Annotated in this window: 14 protein-coding genes and 1 pseudogene; 12 read left to right on the forward strand and 3 right to left on the reverse strand. The window is 71.7% G+C overall.

Annotated elements, in window-relative coordinates:
• Window positions 1-17: 17 nt before the first annotated feature.
• Window positions 18-1,121, reverse strand: a complete 1,104-nt coding sequence (locus ACQP00_RS25525; protein WP_433223207.1) for a C45 family autoproteolytic acyltransferase/hydolase — start codon at window positions 1,119-1,121, stop codon at window positions 18-20.
• 105 nt (window positions 1,122-1,226) lie between these two features.
• Here ACQP00_RS25525 and ACQP00_RS25530 point away from each other — a divergent pair, with 105 nt between their 5' ends.
• Together ACQP00_RS25530 and ACQP00_RS25535 are read left to right on the forward strand one after the other, a co-directional pair.
• On the forward strand, window positions 1,227-2,189 hold the full coding sequence (locus tag ACQP00_RS25530) for an acetylxylan esterase (RefSeq protein WP_433223209.1): 963 nt from the start codon (window positions 1,227-1,229) through the stop codon (window positions 2,187-2,189).
• On the forward strand, window positions 2,186-3,133 hold the full coding sequence (locus tag ACQP00_RS25535) for an amidohydrolase family protein (RefSeq protein WP_433223211.1): 948 nt from the start codon (window positions 2,186-2,188) through the stop codon (window positions 3,131-3,133). Before ACQP00_RS25530 ends, ACQP00_RS25535 begins: the two co-directional genes overlap by 4 nt.
• A gap of 211 nt (window positions 3,134-3,344) precedes the next feature.
• Here ACQP00_RS25535 and ACQP00_RS25540 read toward each other — a convergent pair.
• Window positions 3,345-3,809 (reverse strand): annotated as a pseudogene (locus ACQP00_RS25540) (IS1634 family transposase); the annotation flags it as partial.
• Window positions 3,810-4,128: 319 nt separating this feature from the next.
• On the opposite strand from ACQP00_RS25540, the gene ACQP00_RS25545 reads away from it, so the two are divergent.
• The 3 genes from ACQP00_RS25545 to ACQP00_RS25555 are packed head-to-tail and all read left to right on the forward strand — an operon-like array spanning window position 4,129 to window position 7,188.
• A complete protein-coding gene (locus tag ACQP00_RS25545; protein WP_433223214.1) occupies window positions 4,129-5,430 on the forward strand; it encodes an extracellular solute-binding protein in 1,302 nt (433 codons plus the stop codon).
• A 4-nt stretch (window positions 5,431-5,434) separates the two neighbouring features.
• Complete coding sequence (locus ACQP00_RS25550; RefSeq protein ID WP_433223216.1) at window positions 5,435-6,367, forward strand: carbohydrate ABC transporter permease; 933 nt, start codon at window positions 5,435-5,437, stop codon at window positions 6,365-6,367.
• Complete coding sequence (locus ACQP00_RS25555) at window positions 6,364-7,188, forward strand: carbohydrate ABC transporter permease (RefSeq protein WP_433223218.1); 825 nt, start codon at window positions 6,364-6,366, stop codon at window positions 7,186-7,188. The genes ACQP00_RS25550 and ACQP00_RS25555 overlap by 4 nt, the downstream gene beginning before the upstream one ends.
• On the opposite strand, the gene ACQP00_RS25560 is transcribed toward ACQP00_RS25555, so the two are convergent.
• A complete protein-coding gene (locus ACQP00_RS25560; protein WP_433223220.1) occupies window positions 7,185-7,940 on the reverse strand; it encodes a GntR family transcriptional regulator in 756 nt (251 codons plus the stop codon). The genes ACQP00_RS25555 and ACQP00_RS25560 overlap by 4 nt on opposite strands.
• A gap of 88 nt (window positions 7,941-8,028) precedes the next feature.
• On the opposite strand from ACQP00_RS25560, the gene ACQP00_RS25565 reads away from it, so the two are divergent.
• From ACQP00_RS25565 to ACQP00_RS25595, 7 genes are all read left to right on the forward strand, one after another.
• A complete protein-coding gene (locus tag ACQP00_RS25565; RefSeq protein ID WP_433223222.1) occupies window positions 8,029-8,877 on the forward strand; it encodes a cupin domain-containing protein in 849 nt (282 codons plus the stop codon).
• Window positions 8,870-9,736 carry an ROK family protein gene (locus tag ACQP00_RS25570; RefSeq protein ID WP_433223224.1) on the forward strand — a complete coding sequence of 289 codons (867 nt, stop codon included), beginning with the start codon at window positions 8,870-8,872 and terminating at the stop codon, window positions 9,734-9,736. The genes ACQP00_RS25565 and ACQP00_RS25570 overlap by 8 nt, the downstream gene beginning before the upstream one ends.
• Before the next feature lie 70 nt (window positions 9,737-9,806).
• The gene (locus ACQP00_RS25575) at window positions 9,807-10,256 is read left to right on the forward strand and encodes a DJ-1/PfpI family protein (protein WP_433223226.1); all 450 of its coding nucleotides are present in this window, start codon (window positions 9,807-9,809) and stop codon (window positions 10,254-10,256) included.
• On the forward strand, window positions 10,228-11,268 hold the full coding sequence (locus ACQP00_RS25580) for a phosphotriesterase family protein (RefSeq protein WP_433223228.1): 1,041 nt from the start codon (window positions 10,228-10,230) through the stop codon (window positions 11,266-11,268). The genes ACQP00_RS25575 and ACQP00_RS25580 overlap by 29 nt, the downstream gene beginning before the upstream one ends.
• 11 nt (window positions 11,269-11,279) lie before the next feature.
• A complete protein-coding gene (locus tag ACQP00_RS25585) occupies window positions 11,280-11,945 on the forward strand; it encodes a type 1 glutamine amidotransferase domain-containing protein (protein WP_433065150.1) in 666 nt (221 codons plus the stop codon).
• The gene (locus ACQP00_RS25590; RefSeq protein ID WP_433223230.1) at window positions 11,942-12,670 is read left to right on the forward strand and encodes an SDR family NAD(P)-dependent oxidoreductase; all 729 of its coding nucleotides are present in this window, start codon (window positions 11,942-11,944) and stop codon (window positions 12,668-12,670) included. Before ACQP00_RS25585 ends, ACQP00_RS25590 begins: the two co-directional genes overlap by 4 nt.
• 42 nt (window positions 12,671-12,712) lie before the next feature.
• Entirely contained in the window at window positions 12,713-14,803 is a 2,091-nt protein-coding gene (locus ACQP00_RS25595) for a glycoside hydrolase family 15 protein (protein ID WP_433223232.1), read from the forward strand.
• Window positions 14,804-14,808 lie beyond the last annotated feature (5 nt).

Below are 14,808 nucleotides of genomic sequence, written 5' to 3' on the forward strand. Positions count from 1 at the left end.
GTCGGGCAGCCGGTCGGTCAGAACGAGGCATCGACGCGCACCGGTTCCGACCACGCCGACTCGCAGGGGCTGCCGGCGGCGTAGACCATCGAGCGATCGGCGAGGTCCAGCACGATCCCGGCGATGGTGCAGGTGCGCTCGGCGTCCGGCTGGGCCGCGTCCGGGTGCTGGCACACGCTGAACGGGGCGTCGGCGTGGTCGGCCAGCGCCGCCTGGAGGCTCGCGACCGTGTGGGTGTCGCGCGCGCGGACCCGCTCGGTCAGGTGGTGCAGCCGGTTGCGGGTGTGCGCCTTGCGCTCGAGGTACTTGTCCACGCCGGTGAGCCCGTCGACCAGGAAGTGGTTGGCGTGGGTGACCGCGCCGCCCTCCGGCGCGATGACGCCGCAGGGGCCGTCGCCGGGCCCGGTCTCCAGGTCGGCGCAGAACCCGGTGGTGTCGGCGATGAGGTAGTTGGCCGAGTTGGCCCGGGACGCCGACTGGATCCGCCGCACCGCCTCGGCGCCGCTGTCGCTGTCGAGGACCGAGCGCAGCAGCACGTGGTACGGCACGCCGAAGCGGCCCTCGTCGCCGTCCGAGATGAGGGTGTTGGTGCACAGTCCGACGCCGCTGGAGTTCAGGCCGACCTTCGCGAGCATGCCGGCCTCGACCACGGTGACGAAGTCCGGGCCGTCGTCGCGGAGCACGCGCAGTACCAGTGCGGTCGTTCTGGCTCCTTCGATCCAGTCCCAGTTCTGCCCCATCAGCGGGGTCCGGCTGGTCGTGCGCTCGGGGGTCAGCGCGAACGACGTGCACTCGGTGGAGGCGACGGCGCGGGCCCGGCCGGGCGCGGCGAACATGATCTCGCTGCGGGTGTTGAGGGCCAGGATGTCGGCCTCCTCGACGCCGGCGCCGCGGGCGATGCCCCGGATCTCGCGGGCGGAGGCGGGGGAGAAGTCCGCGATGGGGGCGGCGAACCGCGACCCGTGCCGCCGCACGGTGGCCCAGTCCCACCCGGCGTAGTGCCGGAAGACGCCGGCGTAGGTCTGCAGCGCGTGCTCGATCCGGGTTCTCGCGGCGAGCCCGTACCGGTAGCCCCGCTCCTCGGGGTCGCCGGAGACGGTCACGATGTCGTACCGCGCCATGCCCGCACCTCACTTTCTCACGCCTGGCATTGCCCGCCTGGCAGGCTATCAGGTTGCCCGACAAGTTGTTAGACTCCTGTCGGGCTGTCGGACAGGAGTGTGTGCATGCGGGTGGACCTTCCCCTGGAGCAACTGCAGCGGTTCGAGTACCCGCATCCCGAGCCGGCGGACTTCGGCGCCTTTTGGAGCCGGACCCTGCGCGAGCAGGCCGGCCACCCCCTCGAGCCGCGCTTCGAGCCCGTGGACGCACTTATTACAACGCTCCAGGTGTACGACCTGACCTTCCGCGGTTACGCCGGCGACGACGTGCGCGGCTGGCTGCTGCTCCCGCGCGAGCGGACCGGCCCGCTGCCGCTCGTGGTGGAGTACCTCGGCTACGGCAGCGGCCGCGGGCACCCGATCGAGTCCCTGGCGTACGCCAGCGCCGGGTTCGCGCACGCCGTCATGGACTCCCGCGGCCAGGGCAGCTCGGTGCGGCCGGGGGACACCGCGGACCCGCACGGCGCCGGGCCGTCCGCGCCGGGCTTCCTGACCCGCGACATCCTCGACCCCGAGCGGTACTACTACCGCCGGCTGTACACCGACGCGTACCGGTTCGTCGACGCCGTGGCGACCCACGAGGCCGTGGACCGCGACCGGATCGCGGTCACCGGCCGCAGCCAGGGCGGCGCCCTGGCACTGGTGGCGGCCGGCCTGCGGGACGACGTCCGGCTGGCGGTGCCGCACGTGCCGTTCCTGTCGGCGTTCCGGCGCGCGGTCGAGGTGACCGACCACAGCCCGCACAGTGAGATCCTCAAGTGGCTGGCCGCCCACCGTACGTCGGCCGACGAGGCGTTCGCCACGCTGGCCTACTTCGACGCCGTCTCCTTCGCCCGCCGCGCCACCTGTCCGGGCCGGTTCTGTGTCGCGCTGCACGACGTCGTGAGCCCGCCCTCCACCGTGTTCGCCGCCTACAATGCCTACGCCGGGCCGAAAGAGCTGACCGTCTGGCCGTACAACGGCCACGAGGCGGGCGGGCCCGAGGACCTCTTGCGCACCATTCGCGCCGTACGAGAGCTGGTGTCATGACCATCGTCGACTTCCACCACCACGCGCCCCTGGCGTCCTACGTCGGCCGGCTGACGGCGCTGGGCATCCAGGCCCAGCCGGGCGCGCCGTTCCCGGTGTGGGAACCGGCGGACTCGCTGCGGATGATGGACCGGCTCGGCATCGACCTGGCCGTGCTGTCGGTCGCCTCGCCCGGATTCTGGTTCGGCGACCAGGCCTTCACCACGCAGCTGTGCCGGGACACCAACGATGAGCTGACCGAGGTGGTCCGCGATGGGGGCGGGCGGTTCGCGGCCGTCGCCTGCCTGCCGCTGCCCTCGGTCGACGCCGCCCTGGCCGAGGTCGAGCGGGTCTTCGACCGGCCCGAGTTCTCCGGCGTCGGGCTGCTCACGAGCTACTCCGGCGGGTACGTCGGGCACCCGAAGTTCGACGCGCTGCTGGAGACGCTGGACGAGCGCGGTGCGTTCATCCACGTCCACCCGGTGCTGCCCGCCTGGTGGCCGGAGGGCGAGATCCCGCTGCGGCCCTCGGTGCTGGAGTACCTGTTCGACTCGACCCGGCTCATCACCAACCTGCTGCTCACCGACGTGCCGCGGCGCTTCCCGCGGCTGCGCTGGGTGTTCTCGCACTGCGGCGGGGCGATGCCGGTCGTGGCGCCCCGGATGGCGCTCGCCGAGGGCATGCCGCAGCTCGCGGCCGTGGTCGAGCAGGGAGGCGTGCTGGCGGCGCTGCGGGCGTTCCGGTACGACACCGCCCTGTCCCACACCGCGGCCGACCTCGGGGCGCTGCTGACGTACCTCGACGACTCGCGGATCGTGCTCGGCACCGACTTCCCGTTCTCCTCGCTCGACGAGGTGGCCGAGCGGTTCGAGCTGCTGCGCGAGTACCTGGGCGACACCCCGCGCCGGCAGGCCGTGCTCAGCGGGAACGCCCGCGCGTTGCTCGGCGATCTGCCGGCCCGGTGATCCGGGGCGGCGGCGGGACCTCCAGGGCCCGATAGACGGCCGCCTGCTCGGGGCAGAGCGGGGTGGTCTGGGTGACGGTGCCGGCCGGGCCGGTCAGCGTCACCTGGGCCACCCGCCCGAGCCGCCGGCTGATGGCCGGCCAGTCCTCCCCGCAGCCGTGCTCGGCCGTGCGGGTCAGCAGCCGCGCCAGCGACCCGATCAGGTCGTCGGCGAGCAGATCCAGCCCCCGGCGGACCTGCGCGTCATCCACTGTGGACAGTCCGGCGATCGCGACCTCCGTGCGCACCCATTCCGCCGCCGCGACCCCGCCCCGCGGGGCCACCGCCCGGTGCGCGACCAGCGCGAACGACACCCGTTCCAGCCCGGCGGTGAAGCGCCGCGGTCCGACCGCGGTGCGCACCGCCGCGCCCGCGCCGAGCCGGTGCCACAACCCGTCGAGCAGCCAGGTGGCACCGATGGAGCGTACGTCCACGACCTCCGCCGAGGGCAGCCCGAAGTGCCGGCCGATGGACGCTGCGAGGCGGTGCAGCGCGGCCACGTCGACCTGGTCGACCCGGCCCAGGCTCATCAGCACGTCCGGCTTGACCCGGCCGTCCACGCGCCGGTTGTGGGCCAGCGCGACATAGCGCACCACCGCGCCGTCGGCGTTGGTCCGCGACGTGAACCGCAGGAACATGCCTGCGACCAAACCATCCTTGACCTCTCGGCGCAAGGTCAACATACTGCCTCGTGTTACTACAACTAACGCCCCTTCCGAGCCCCTGACCAGCACAATCCTCGACCTACTGCTCACGCGTGTGTACCAAACACCGGTACCGGAGCGCAAGGATTCTTGGTAACGAACCGAGCGGAGACCCTTGCGGTCCAACCGGCCACGGTGCACCCTGATGGGCAACCTATAGGGCTGTCAGACAGCCGGGCAGGTGGACAGGTCCGGAGGCACCCGCGTACCCCGCGCTTGGCCGGTCTTCGGTCCCCAGCAGAGGAGAAAAGCGATGCGTGCAAGGAAGTTATGGCGCGGCCGTGTCGCCGTGGCCGTCGGGCTGGCCGGGGTCCTCGCCCTCGCCGCCTGTGGCGGGTCGGACGACTCGGGGGCGAACAGTTCGGGCGAGATCAAGGGAACCATCGACTTCTGGATGGGCGACCCCATCGGGGACGCCCAGCAGCCGATCATGCAGAAGCTGGCCGACGACTACGCGGCCGCCCACCCGGGAACCAAGGTGAACCTCCGGTTCCTCGGCAAGGACGCACACCAGACCTACCTCACCTCGATCGCCGGCGGCAGCGTTCCGTGCGTCGCGCTGATCGGCAACACCTGGACCCCGGAGTTTGCGGCGCTCAACGCCCTCGACGTGTACGCCGCCGACCCCAAGACGATGAACGGCACCTACGTGCCCGGCATGATCGAGTCCACCATCTTCAAGGGCAAGTCCTACGCGGTGCCCTACGACACCGGCGTGCGCGCCCTCATCTACCGCAAGGACATGCTCGAGGGGATCGGCAAGAGCGCGGCCCCGGCCACCTGGGACGAGCTGCGCACCGACGCCCTGGCCATCCAGGCCAAGAACCAGGGCGTCAACGGGTTCGGCATCATCGGCGGCGCGCACTGGTACTACCTGCCGCTGATCTGGAACTGGGGCGGCGAGATCGCCAAGCAGAGCGGCGACAAGTGGGTCTCCGAGGCCGGCTCCGCGCAGTCCGTGCAGGCCTTCCAGTTCTACTCGGACCTGCTGACCAAGGACAAGCTCTCGCCCGCCGGCGCCTCGGCCTGGACCGCGGCCGACGTCGACAAGTCCATGGGCCTGGGCCAGACGGCGATGATGGTCGGCGGCTCCTGGGACCTGCGCACCATCCTCAAGCAGAGCCCGGATCTGGAGGGCAAGCTCGGCACCGCCGTGCTGCCCAAGGGCCCGGGCGGCAACAACGACACGTTCGCGGGCGGCAGCAACCTCGCCGTGTTCCGCGAGTGCAACAACAAGGCGGTCGCGAACGACTTCGTGAAGTTCGCGATGAGCAAGGAGAACCTCGTGCCGATCACCTCGAACCTGGGGCTGCTCCCGGCCACGAACGACGCCCTCGCCCAGGAGAAGGCCTCCGGCTCGTTCTCCGCGCCGCTGTTCAAGGCCTTCGCCGACCAGGCCGACCACACCCGCTCCATCCCGCCGGTGGCGAGCTGGGGCAAGGTCGAGGGGGCCAACTCCATCGTGAACGCCATGCAATCGATCATGAGCGGCAAGAAGCCGGCCAACGCCGCCATGAAGGACCTCGCGGACCAGGTGAACCAGGCAATTGGTTGAGAACGTGAAGACCACGAACCGCCGCGCAGCGTCCTCGGTCACCCCGAGGGCGCTGCAAGGCTTCGAGAAACGATTCCTGCCGTGGGCCTTTCTGGCGCCCCTGCTCGCGGTGCTGGCCGGCGTGGTCGGGTATCCGGTGGTGCGCACCGTCTGGCTGTCGTTCCACGAGGGCGAGTACCTGCAGAGCGGCCCGTTCGTCGGCGTGCAGAACTACAAGGACATCTTCGCCGACCCGAACTACGTCGCCGCCCTGGTGCGCACAACGGTGTTCGCGGTGGCGGTGGTCGTCACCACGATCCTGCTGAGCCTGGCCATCGCCCTGGTGCTCGACGCCGCCCCGCGCGCGGCCAAGGTGCTCAGCGTCATCGTGCTGCTGCCCTGGGCGATGCCGCGGGTCGCGTCCGGCATCGTCTGGAAGTGGATGTTCGACGACCAGTACGGGGTGGTCAACTGGCTGCTGGTGCACTGGTTCGGCCTCGAACGGTTCCAGGGCTACTCGTGGTTCAGCACCGGCACCCCGGCGATGGTGGCCATCACGGTGGCGGTGGTGTGGCATTCGGTACCGTTCGTCGCCGTCTCCCTGTTCGCCGGTCTGCGCGGCACGCACGGCGAGGTGGTCGAGGCGGCCCGGGTCGACGGGGCGAGCGCGTGGCAGATCCTGCGCCGCATCCGGCTGCCGATGATCCGGCCGCTGCTGGTCGTGATGACCACGATCTCCACCATCTGGGCGTACCAGTCGTTCGACCACTTCCTGGTGATGACCACCCCGCCCGGCGGCCCGGACCACTCGACCGAGGTGCTGTCCCTGCTGACCTGGCTGGAGGCCTTCGCCCAGCTCGACCAGGGCTCCGCCGCGGCGATGGCCGTGGTCCTGTTCCTCATGCTGGGCGCGGTGAGCGTGCTCTACGTCCGGCTGAACCGAGAGGACGTCCGATGACGTCACTGCTGCGCCGCGGCGCGCTGGTCCTGCTCGTCGCCGTCATCGTGGTGAGCAGCCTGTTCCCGTTCTTCTGGATGCTGGTGACGTCGGTCAAGCCGGACAGCGAGCTGTTCACCCGCACCCCGCGGTTCATCGTCACGTCGCCGACCGTGCAGCGGTACACGCACCTGCTCGACGGCAACATCCCCACCCAGTTCCGCAACTCGCTCATCGTCGCGATCGCCACCACGGTGCTCACCGGGCTCATCGCGCTGCTGGCCGGGTATGCGCTGGCGCGGTACCGGCTGCGGACCCGGCACATCCTCACCGTCGTCATCCTCGTCACGCAGCTGCTGCCGCAGACGATCCTCGTCATCCCGCTGTTCACGCTGTTCCGCAACGCTGACCTGCTCAACACGTTCCAGGGCCTGACGCTGAGCCACCTGGCCCTGACCGTCGGGCTGTGCACGTTCATGCTGCGCTCGTTCGTGGTGGAGATCCCGTTCGAGCTGGAGGAGGCGGCGCTGGTCGACGGGGCGAGCCGGCTGCGGGCCGTGTGGTCGATCGTGTTCCCCCTCGCGTGGCCGGGGCTGGCGGCGAGCTCCGTGTACGCGTTCATCACGTCGTGGAACGAGCTGATGTTCTCGGCGACCTACATGCAACGGCCGGCGGTCGAGACGCTGCCGGTGGCGCTGCAGCAGTACTTCTCCAGCTACTACACCGACTGGGGCGGCGTGATGGCGGCCAGCGTGGTGTTCACGATCCCGGTCGTCATCTTCTTCCTCGTCGTGCAGAAGCGCCTGATGCAAGGGATGGCATCAGGGGCGATGAAGGGCTAGAAGCGAAAGAGGGACGCCTGGAAACGATACGAATCGCCGCGGTACAGCTGCCGGCCCACGTCGAAGCACTGGTCGTGCTGGTCGAACGTGCGCTGGTAGCCCACCAGCACCGGATCGCCCGCGGCCAGGCCGAGCAGCTTGGCCTCGCGCGCCTTCACCGCCTCCGCCGCCAGCTCGTAGTCGCACCGGCTGGCCGCGATGTCGTAGCGGTCGCGCAGCACGTCGTAGAGCGACTGCCCGGCGAAGTCGACGTCCTCGAGACCGGGCACCCGCGCGGCGTCGAGGCACGACTGGTCGATGCTCAGCGGCGCGCCGTCGAGGAACCGGACCCGGCGCAGGTCGACCACCGGCGCGTCGGTGCCGATGCCCAGCACCTCGGCCTCGGCCAGGGTGGCCGGGCGGACGGTGGCCTTCATGACCCGCGAGGTGGCCTCCATGCCGCGCTCGCGGGCGACCTCGCTGAGCCCGCGCAGCCGGTTGGGCTCGTGCACGAGCCGGTTCTCGGCCACGAACCAGCCGCGCTGCGGCGACGGCACGATCCGGCCGGCCTCGGCCAGGGCGCTGAGCACCGCGCGCAGCGTGGCCCGGCTGACGCCCAGATCGGCGGCGAGGCTGCGCTCGCCCGGCAGCCGGGTGCCGGCCGGGAACTGCCCGACGGTCAGCGCCTCCTGCAGCGCGCGGTAGGCCTCGACGGCGTTGTTGCGGCCCTCCACCCGGGCCGGGGAGACCTTCAGGTCGAGTGCCTTCACCATGCGCAGCATCCTAATGCCTTGACTGTCCTCGCCCGGGTCGGCCAGACTGGTCCATATTACAGACCAGTTAGTGCCACGAGAGGTCGACATGACAAACGAGAGCAACCGTGAGCCGCAGGTCCTTCGCTACCGGGACCTGGAGCGGCGCACGTGGGGCGACGAGACCACCGGACGGCTGTGCGACTGGTTCTACGCCGACGACGCGACCATGAATCTGAACATCGTCGGCATGCCGCCGAACGGCTCCGCCATCTCCTCGCCGGCCAACCCGACCGTCTTCGGCGCGGACGAGCTCTTCTACGTGCTCGAGGGGCGGATGGTGCAGAGCAACCCGGTCACCGGCGAGGTGTTCGTCGTCAATCCGGGTGAGGCCATCTTCTTCCGCAAGGACACCTGGCACTACCAGTGGAACCACAGCAACGTACAACTGCGGATGTTGGAGTTCTTCCAGCCGGCGCCGAAGTCCGGCACGGGCGGCGCGTATGCCCGGGCGCAGCCGCCGCTTCCCGGGCCGCCGAAGCAGGGCCAGGACGAGCTGATCGGCAACTGGCCGATGGCCCGCGACACCCCGCGCGAGCAGACCACCTGGATGATCCGCGAGGCCGACATCCTGTGGCGGATGGAGGGCGAGACCCGGGGCCGCGAAATCCTCGTCGGCATCCTGGCCAGCACCGAGCACCTCACCGCCGGCAAGATGTCCTTCCTGGGCGGGCAGCGCAGCGACGTGTACACCCACGCCGCCGACAAGGTGGTCTTCGTCGAGTCGGGCAACCTGCACGTCGAGCTCACCGGCACCAAGAAGTGGGTCGAGCTGGACGCCTGGGACGGCGTGCGCATCCCGGCCGGCACCCCGCACTCGTTCTACAACATGAGCCACGAGGCCGCCACGTGCCTGTTCTCGGTGGCCGGCGACTACCTGCCGGGCCCGAGTGCCTGAGGTCACCGGCACCGTCACGGTCGCCGGGGTCGACTGGGGCGGCACCTGGATCCGGGCGGCCGCGGTGGCGGACGGCCGGATCCTGCGCCGGGAGCGGCGGGCGAAGCCGGCGAGCCTGGCCGAGCAGTACGCCACCGTCGCGGAGCTGGTCCGCCGCGTGGGTGGGAGCGCCGTGGGCGTCGGCCTGGCCGGCGTGGTGCAGGAGGGCCTCGTCGGGACGGCCGCCAACCTCGGCTTCACCGACGGCACCGACGTCGCGGCGGCCCTGCGTCCGCTGCTGGCGGTGCCGGTCCGGCTGCTCAACGACGCGCAGGCGGCCGCGCTGGGGCTGGCCGCGCGCTGGCCGCACGGGACGACCGCGGTCCTGACGATGGGCACCGGCATCGGCGGAGCGGTGATCCGGGACGGCGCGCTCGATCCCGGCCTCGGCGGCGCCGGCGACTTCGGGCACATGGTGGTCGACCTCGGCGGCCCGCGGTGTCCCTGTGGCGGTACCGGCTGCCTGGAGGCCCTGGTGTCGGGGCGGGTGCTGGCGTCGGCCGCGAATGCGCTCGGCCTGCCGGACGCCGCGGCCCTGGTCGCGGCGGCCGGGCGCGGCGACGAGCGGGCGGCCGGCGTGCTCGACCGGTCCGCGCTGGCCCTGGCCGCGGGCGTGCGCTCGATCGTCGCGGCGCACGACCCGCACCGCATCGTGCTCGCCGGTGCGCCCCTGGCCCCGGACACCTGGCTCGGCCGGGCGGTGCGGGCGCACTGGGACCGCATCCGGCCGCATTGGGCCCGCACCGAGCTGCACCACGCCGGCGACGACGAGGACGCGGCGCTGCTCGGGGCCGCGGCGTACGCGCTCGACCGGCTGTAGCGGTTCGGCCGCAGCTGTGACAGACTCCAACTGGTCTGCTTTGTAGACCAGTTTCCCATGAGAGGTCCTCATGACGTTGTCCAACCGTTCGATCGTGGTCCTCGCCTTCGAGGGCTACCAGGAACTCGAGTTCTGGTACCCGGTCCTGCGCGCCCGCGAGGAAGGTGCCGAGGTGAAGGTCGTCGGCCCGGGGGAGGGGCCGTGCGAGAGCCACCTGGGCTACCCGGTCCTCGGCGACACGGTCGCGGCCGAGGTCGTCTCCGAGGACGTGGACGCCCTCGTCGTGCCGGGCACGGTGGCCGGCCGCCCGGCGATCAGCGCCGAGCAGGTGACGCTCCTGCGCCGGCTGCGCGCCGCGGACGTGCCGATCTTCGCCAGCGGCTCCGGCGCCCACCTGGTCCGGGAGCTCGTGCTCGACGTCGATCCCGACCACGTCGCGGCCGACGCCGACGCCCTCCCGTCCCTGTTCACCCGGTTAAGGAGCGTGCTCCATGCAGATCTTTCGCACCGTTCTCGGTGACGTCCCGGCCGAGGAGTCGGGCCGCATCCTGACCCACGAGCATTTGCTGTACGGCTACCCGGGCGCCGAGCTCGACCACCGCACGGTCTTCGACCACCCGGCCGCCGTCGAGCGGGTCAGCGCGCAGATCGTCGACGGGATGATCCCGAACGGGTACCGCACGCTCATCGACATGACCCCGCCCGAGGTCGGCCGCCACCCGCAGTTCATGGTGGACTGCGCCCGCCGCACCGGCATCAACGTCGTGGCGATCACCGGCTTCTTCCCCGAGCGCATGGGCGTGCCGTACTACTGGCGCCGGCAGACCATCGAGGAGCTCACCGAGTTCTTCGTCAAGGACCTCACCGAGGGCATGGTCTTCGCCTGGCAGCAGACGCCCTACAAGGCCGGCGCCATCAAGATCGCCACCGGGCAGGAGAGCGTCTTTCCCAAGCCGAGCCCGGTCGGCGCGTACGGCCGGCACGTCCACGAGGTCGAGGACCGCGTGATCCGCGCGGCCGGCCGGGCGGCCATGCAGGTCGGCTGCGGCATCAACACGCACATCGACCCGATGGACTTCGAGGTCACCAACCCGGGCCGCGAGCAGCTGGAGATCCTCGACGAGGTCGGCATGGACCTGTCCAAGGTGATCATCGGCCACGCCTTCGTCCCGCCGCAGGTCAACATGATGCGCGAGATCCTCAAGATGGGCGCGAACGTCCAACTCGACCACATCGGCATCCCCTGGCGGGTCGGCAGCGCGGAGGAGCTCGACGAGGCGATGGCCAACGCCCTCATCGAGCTGATCGAGGACGGCTACCTGGACCGGATCGTGCTGTCCTTCGACCGCTGGTTCTTCAACCCGCGGGCGGCCGTCACCGACTCCGACCCGCAGCTGGAGAACGAGAAGGTCAACCTGAACTACATGTTCACCAGCTGGGTGCCGCGCCTGAAGTCCAAGGGCGTCACCGACGAGCAGCTCGACCAGATCATGATTCACAACCCCCGCCGCATCCTGTCGATCGCGGTCTGACGGAGGACTGGATGGAACTGCAGAACGCACGGGTCGCCGTCCTGGCCGAGAACCTCTACCAGGAACTGGAGCTCTGGTACCCGGTCCTGCGGCTGCGCGAGGCCGGCGTGCGCGTCACGATCGTGGGCGCCCGCGCCGGCGAGGTGTACGCCAGCAAGCTCGGCTACCCCGCGGTGGCCGAGGTCGGCATCGGCGACGTGACCCCCGACGACTTCGACGCGGTCATCGTGCCGGGCGGCTTCTCGCCCGAGTACCTGCGCCGCGAGCCGCGCTTCGTCGACTTCGTCCGCGCCCTCAACGACCGGGCCGCCCCCGTGGCGGCGATCTGCCACGCGGGCTGGCTCCTCGCGACCGCGGACATCGTCAAGGGCCGGGCCGTCACGTCGGTCCCGGTCATCAAGGACGACGTCATCCACGCCGGCGGCGACTGGCGCAACGAGGCGGTGGTGGTCGACGGCAACCTGATCACCTCGCAGCTGCCGAACGACCTTCCGTTCTTCCTCGCCCGAATCCTGGAGGCCCTGGCCGCGAGCTCGTCCCCCGGTGGCCCGGTTGCGGCCGTCGTCAACGATTCGAAGCCGAGTTCCGCCGTGTACCGCGCGGCGGCCGTCGTGAAGAACCGCGCGGCCGGACCGGGCTCGGCGAACTACCGGGCGTACGCGGTGGCCGGCGAGTGACCGTCGCCCTGGTCGCCGGCGGCGCGACGGGCATCGGACGGGCGACCGTCCGGATGCTGCGGGCCGCCGGCACCGACGTCTACCTGGCCGACGTCAAGGAGCCGGCCGCCGCGTCGGATGAGCCGGGGCGGCTCGTCGTGGGCCACCACGACCTGACGCTGCGCGACGAGCCACGCGCCGCCGTGGACGCCGCGCTGGCGGCGTTCGGCCGGCTCGACAGCGTCGTCGTGACGGCGGGCCTGCACGTCGTGGCGCCGCTGGAGTCGTTCGCCGTCGACGCGTGGGAGGCGACCATGGCGCTGAACGTCCGCGCGCCGTTCCTGCTGGCCCAGGCGGCGGTCGCGGCCCTGGCGGAGACCCGCGGCAGCATCGTGTTCACCGGCTCCACCGCCGCCCACCGCGGCAGCGCGGGGACGTTCGCCTACGCGGCTTCCAAGGGGGCGCTCATCAGCCTGACCCGCTCCCTCGCCGTCGAGCTGGCGGGGCGCGGCGTGCGCGTCAACAGCGTGTGCCCCGGCTGGATCGACACGCCGTTCAACGACCCGTACTGGAACGCCCAGGCCGACACCGCGGCGGCCCGGCAGGGTATCGAGGCCCGGGTGCCGCTCGGCCGGCAGGGCGACCCGGACGAGGTGGCCGCGCTCATCGTGTACCTGCTCGGCCCGGGCGCGGCCTACGTGACCGGCCAGTCGATCACCGTCGACGGCGGCCTGCTTTCCGCATGAGCTCGACGTTAGTCGATCTATAGGCGGGGAAGTGGGCGGTGCATGCGCTCGCCGTTGCTCGCCGCCGTGCTGGTCGTGGTCCTGCTCGTCGTGACGCCGTCGGTGGCCCTGGCCGCCGGCGCGGCACCGGGCGGGCCCGGCATCTCGGAGCAGTTCCTCCCCGCCGACAAATCCGGCTTCGGTACCGCCCGAGCCGCCACCAGCCCCGTCTGGCTCACGGTGCAGCGGGAGGGCGGGCTGGGCGAGATCTACTACCCGGACCTGGGCACGCCGAGCGCGCGGGCGCTGCAGTTCGCGGTGGCCGACCGGCACGGGCACGCCACCCGCGCCCAGGACGCCGTCGTGGAGACGACGGTCGACGACGATGTCACCTTCCGGCAGACGTTCCGCGACCGGGGCGGGCGCTGGCGGCTCGCCGTCACCTACGTCACCGACCCGGCGCGGGCCACGGTCCTGCTCGACGTGCGGTTCACCGGTCCCGGCCGGGACCTGTACGCGATCTACGACCCGGCGCTCGGCGACACCCGCGACGACGACGCCGGCGCTACGGACGGCAACGCGCTCATCGCCCGCGACGCCAGCACGGCCAGCGCCCTCGCCGCCGAGCCGGGCTTCGCGGCGACGTCCAACGGCTTCCGCGGTACCAGTGACGGCTGGACGGACCTCGCCCGCGACGGCCGCCTCGACTGGCACTATCCCTCGGCCGCGGCCGGAAACCTCGTGCAGACCGCGCGCCTCGCCGCCGCGCACACGACGATCGCACTCGGCTTCGGTTCGACCGGTCCGGCCGCATTGGCCACCGCGCGCGCCTCGCTGCGCGCCGGGTTCGACCGCACCGCGCGCGACTACGCCCAGGGCTGGCGGGGCTACCTGGCCGGCCTGCACCCCGCGCCGGCCGTCGCCGACCGCCGGCTGTACCGGGTGTCGGCGATGGTGCTCGCCGCGAGCGAGGACAAGGCGCATCCGGGTGCCTACGTCGCCGCGCCGAACATGCCGTGGATCTGGGGGTCGGAGGAGCCTTCCGGGCCGTACCACCTGGTCTGGTCCCGGGATCTGTATCAGATCGCCACGGCCCTGATCGCCGCCGGTGACACCGCGGGCGCCGGCCGCGCGCTGGACTTCCTGTTCACCGTGCAGCAACGTCCCGACGGCTCATTCCCGCAGAACTCCGACGTGGCCGGCACGCCCGTCTGGACCGGCCTGCAGCTGGACGAGGTCGCGCTGCCGATCGTCCTGGCGTACCAGCTGGGCCGCACCGACCCCGCCACCTGGACCCACGTGCGGGCGGCGGCCGAGTTCCTGCTGTCGTTCCCGGGCGCCCCGGCGACGCCGCAGGAGCGCTGGGAGAACCAGTCCGGCTACTCCCCGGCCACGATCGCGGCCGAGATCGCGGGTCTCGTCTGCGCGGCCGCCCTGGCCCCGGACGCCGCCTCCGCCTCGCGGTACCAGCGCGCCGCCGACGAGTGGGCGGCGCGGGTCAAGGGCTGGACGGTGACCACGACCGGCCCGTACTCCCGCGATCCGTACTTCCTGCGCCTGACCAAGGACGGCAACCCGGACGCGGGCACCACGTACAGCATCGGCGACAGCGGCCCGTCAGCCGTCGACCAGCGGCGCGTTGTCGATCCGAGCTTCCTCGAACTGGTCCGGCTCGGCGTGCTGCCGGCGCGCGATCCGGCCGTGGTCAACTCCCTCGCCGTGGTCGACGCGCAGCTCGGCACCGGGGCGTACTGGCACCGCGCCTCCTTCGACGGGTACGGCGAGGAGCGCAGCGGCGCCGCGTGGTCGTTCCCGCTGCCGGCCGACTCGTTCCAGACCCTCGGGCGCGCCTGGCCGCTGCTCAACGGGGAGCGCGGCGAATACCTGGTCGCGGCCGGCGACCCGCGGGGCGCACGGGCGCAGCTCGCGGCGATGGGCCGGGCCGCCGGGCCCGGGCTGATGCTGCCGGAGCAGGTGTGGGACAACCGGCCGCCGGCGGGGAGGCCCGGATTCGCTCCCGGCACGCCGACGTTCTCGGCGACGCCGCTGGCTTGGACGCATGCGCAGTACATCCGGCTGGCGTGGGGCATCGCCGCCGGGCGGATCGTCGAACAGCCCGCCGCGGTCGCCGACCGCTACCTGCCGCCATCGTAGAGTGC

The organism is Dactylosporangium sp. CS-047395, assembly GCF_050942185.1.
Taxonomy (GTDB): domain Bacteria; phylum Actinomycetota; class Actinomycetes; order Mycobacteriales; family Micromonosporaceae; genus Dactylosporangium.

Coding starts and splice junctions, on each gene's coding strand:
- ACQP00_RS25545 (WP_433223214.1), top strand. CDS start 4,129: ATGCGTGCAAGGAAGTTATGGCGCGGCCGTGTCGCCGTGGCCGTCGGG.
- ACQP00_RS25585 (WP_433065150.1), top strand. CDS start 11,280: ATGGAACTGCAGAACGCACGGGTCGCCGTCCTGGCCGAGAACCTCTAC.
- ACQP00_RS25595 (WP_433223232.1), top strand. CDS start 12,713: ATGCGCTCGCCGTTGCTCGCCGCCGTGCTGGTCGTGGTCCTGCTCGTC.
- ACQP00_RS25525 (WP_433223207.1), bottom strand. CDS start 1,121: ATGGCGCGGTACGACATCGTGACCGTCTCCGGCGACCCCGAGGAGCGG.
- ACQP00_RS25560 (WP_433223220.1), bottom strand. CDS start 7,940: ATGGTGAAGGCACTCGACCTGAAGGTCTCCCCGGCCCGGGTGGAGGGC.
- ACQP00_RS25565 (WP_433223222.1), top strand. CDS start 8,029: ATGACAAACGAGAGCAACCGTGAGCCGCAGGTCCTTCGCTACCGGGAC.
- ACQP00_RS25530 (WP_433223209.1), top strand. CDS start 1,227: ATGCGGGTGGACCTTCCCCTGGAGCAACTGCAGCGGTTCGAGTACCCG.
- ACQP00_RS25555 (WP_433223218.1), top strand. CDS start 6,364: ATGACGTCACTGCTGCGCCGCGGCGCGCTGGTCCTGCTCGTCGCCGTC.
- ACQP00_RS25575 (WP_433223226.1), top strand. CDS start 9,807: ATGACGTTGTCCAACCGTTCGATCGTGGTCCTCGCCTTCGAGGGCTAC.
- ACQP00_RS25580 (WP_433223228.1), top strand. CDS start 10,228: ATGCAGATCTTTCGCACCGTTCTCGGTGACGTCCCGGCCGAGGAGTCG.
- ACQP00_RS25535 (WP_433223211.1), top strand. CDS start 2,186: ATGACCATCGTCGACTTCCACCACCACGCGCCCCTGGCGTCCTACGTC.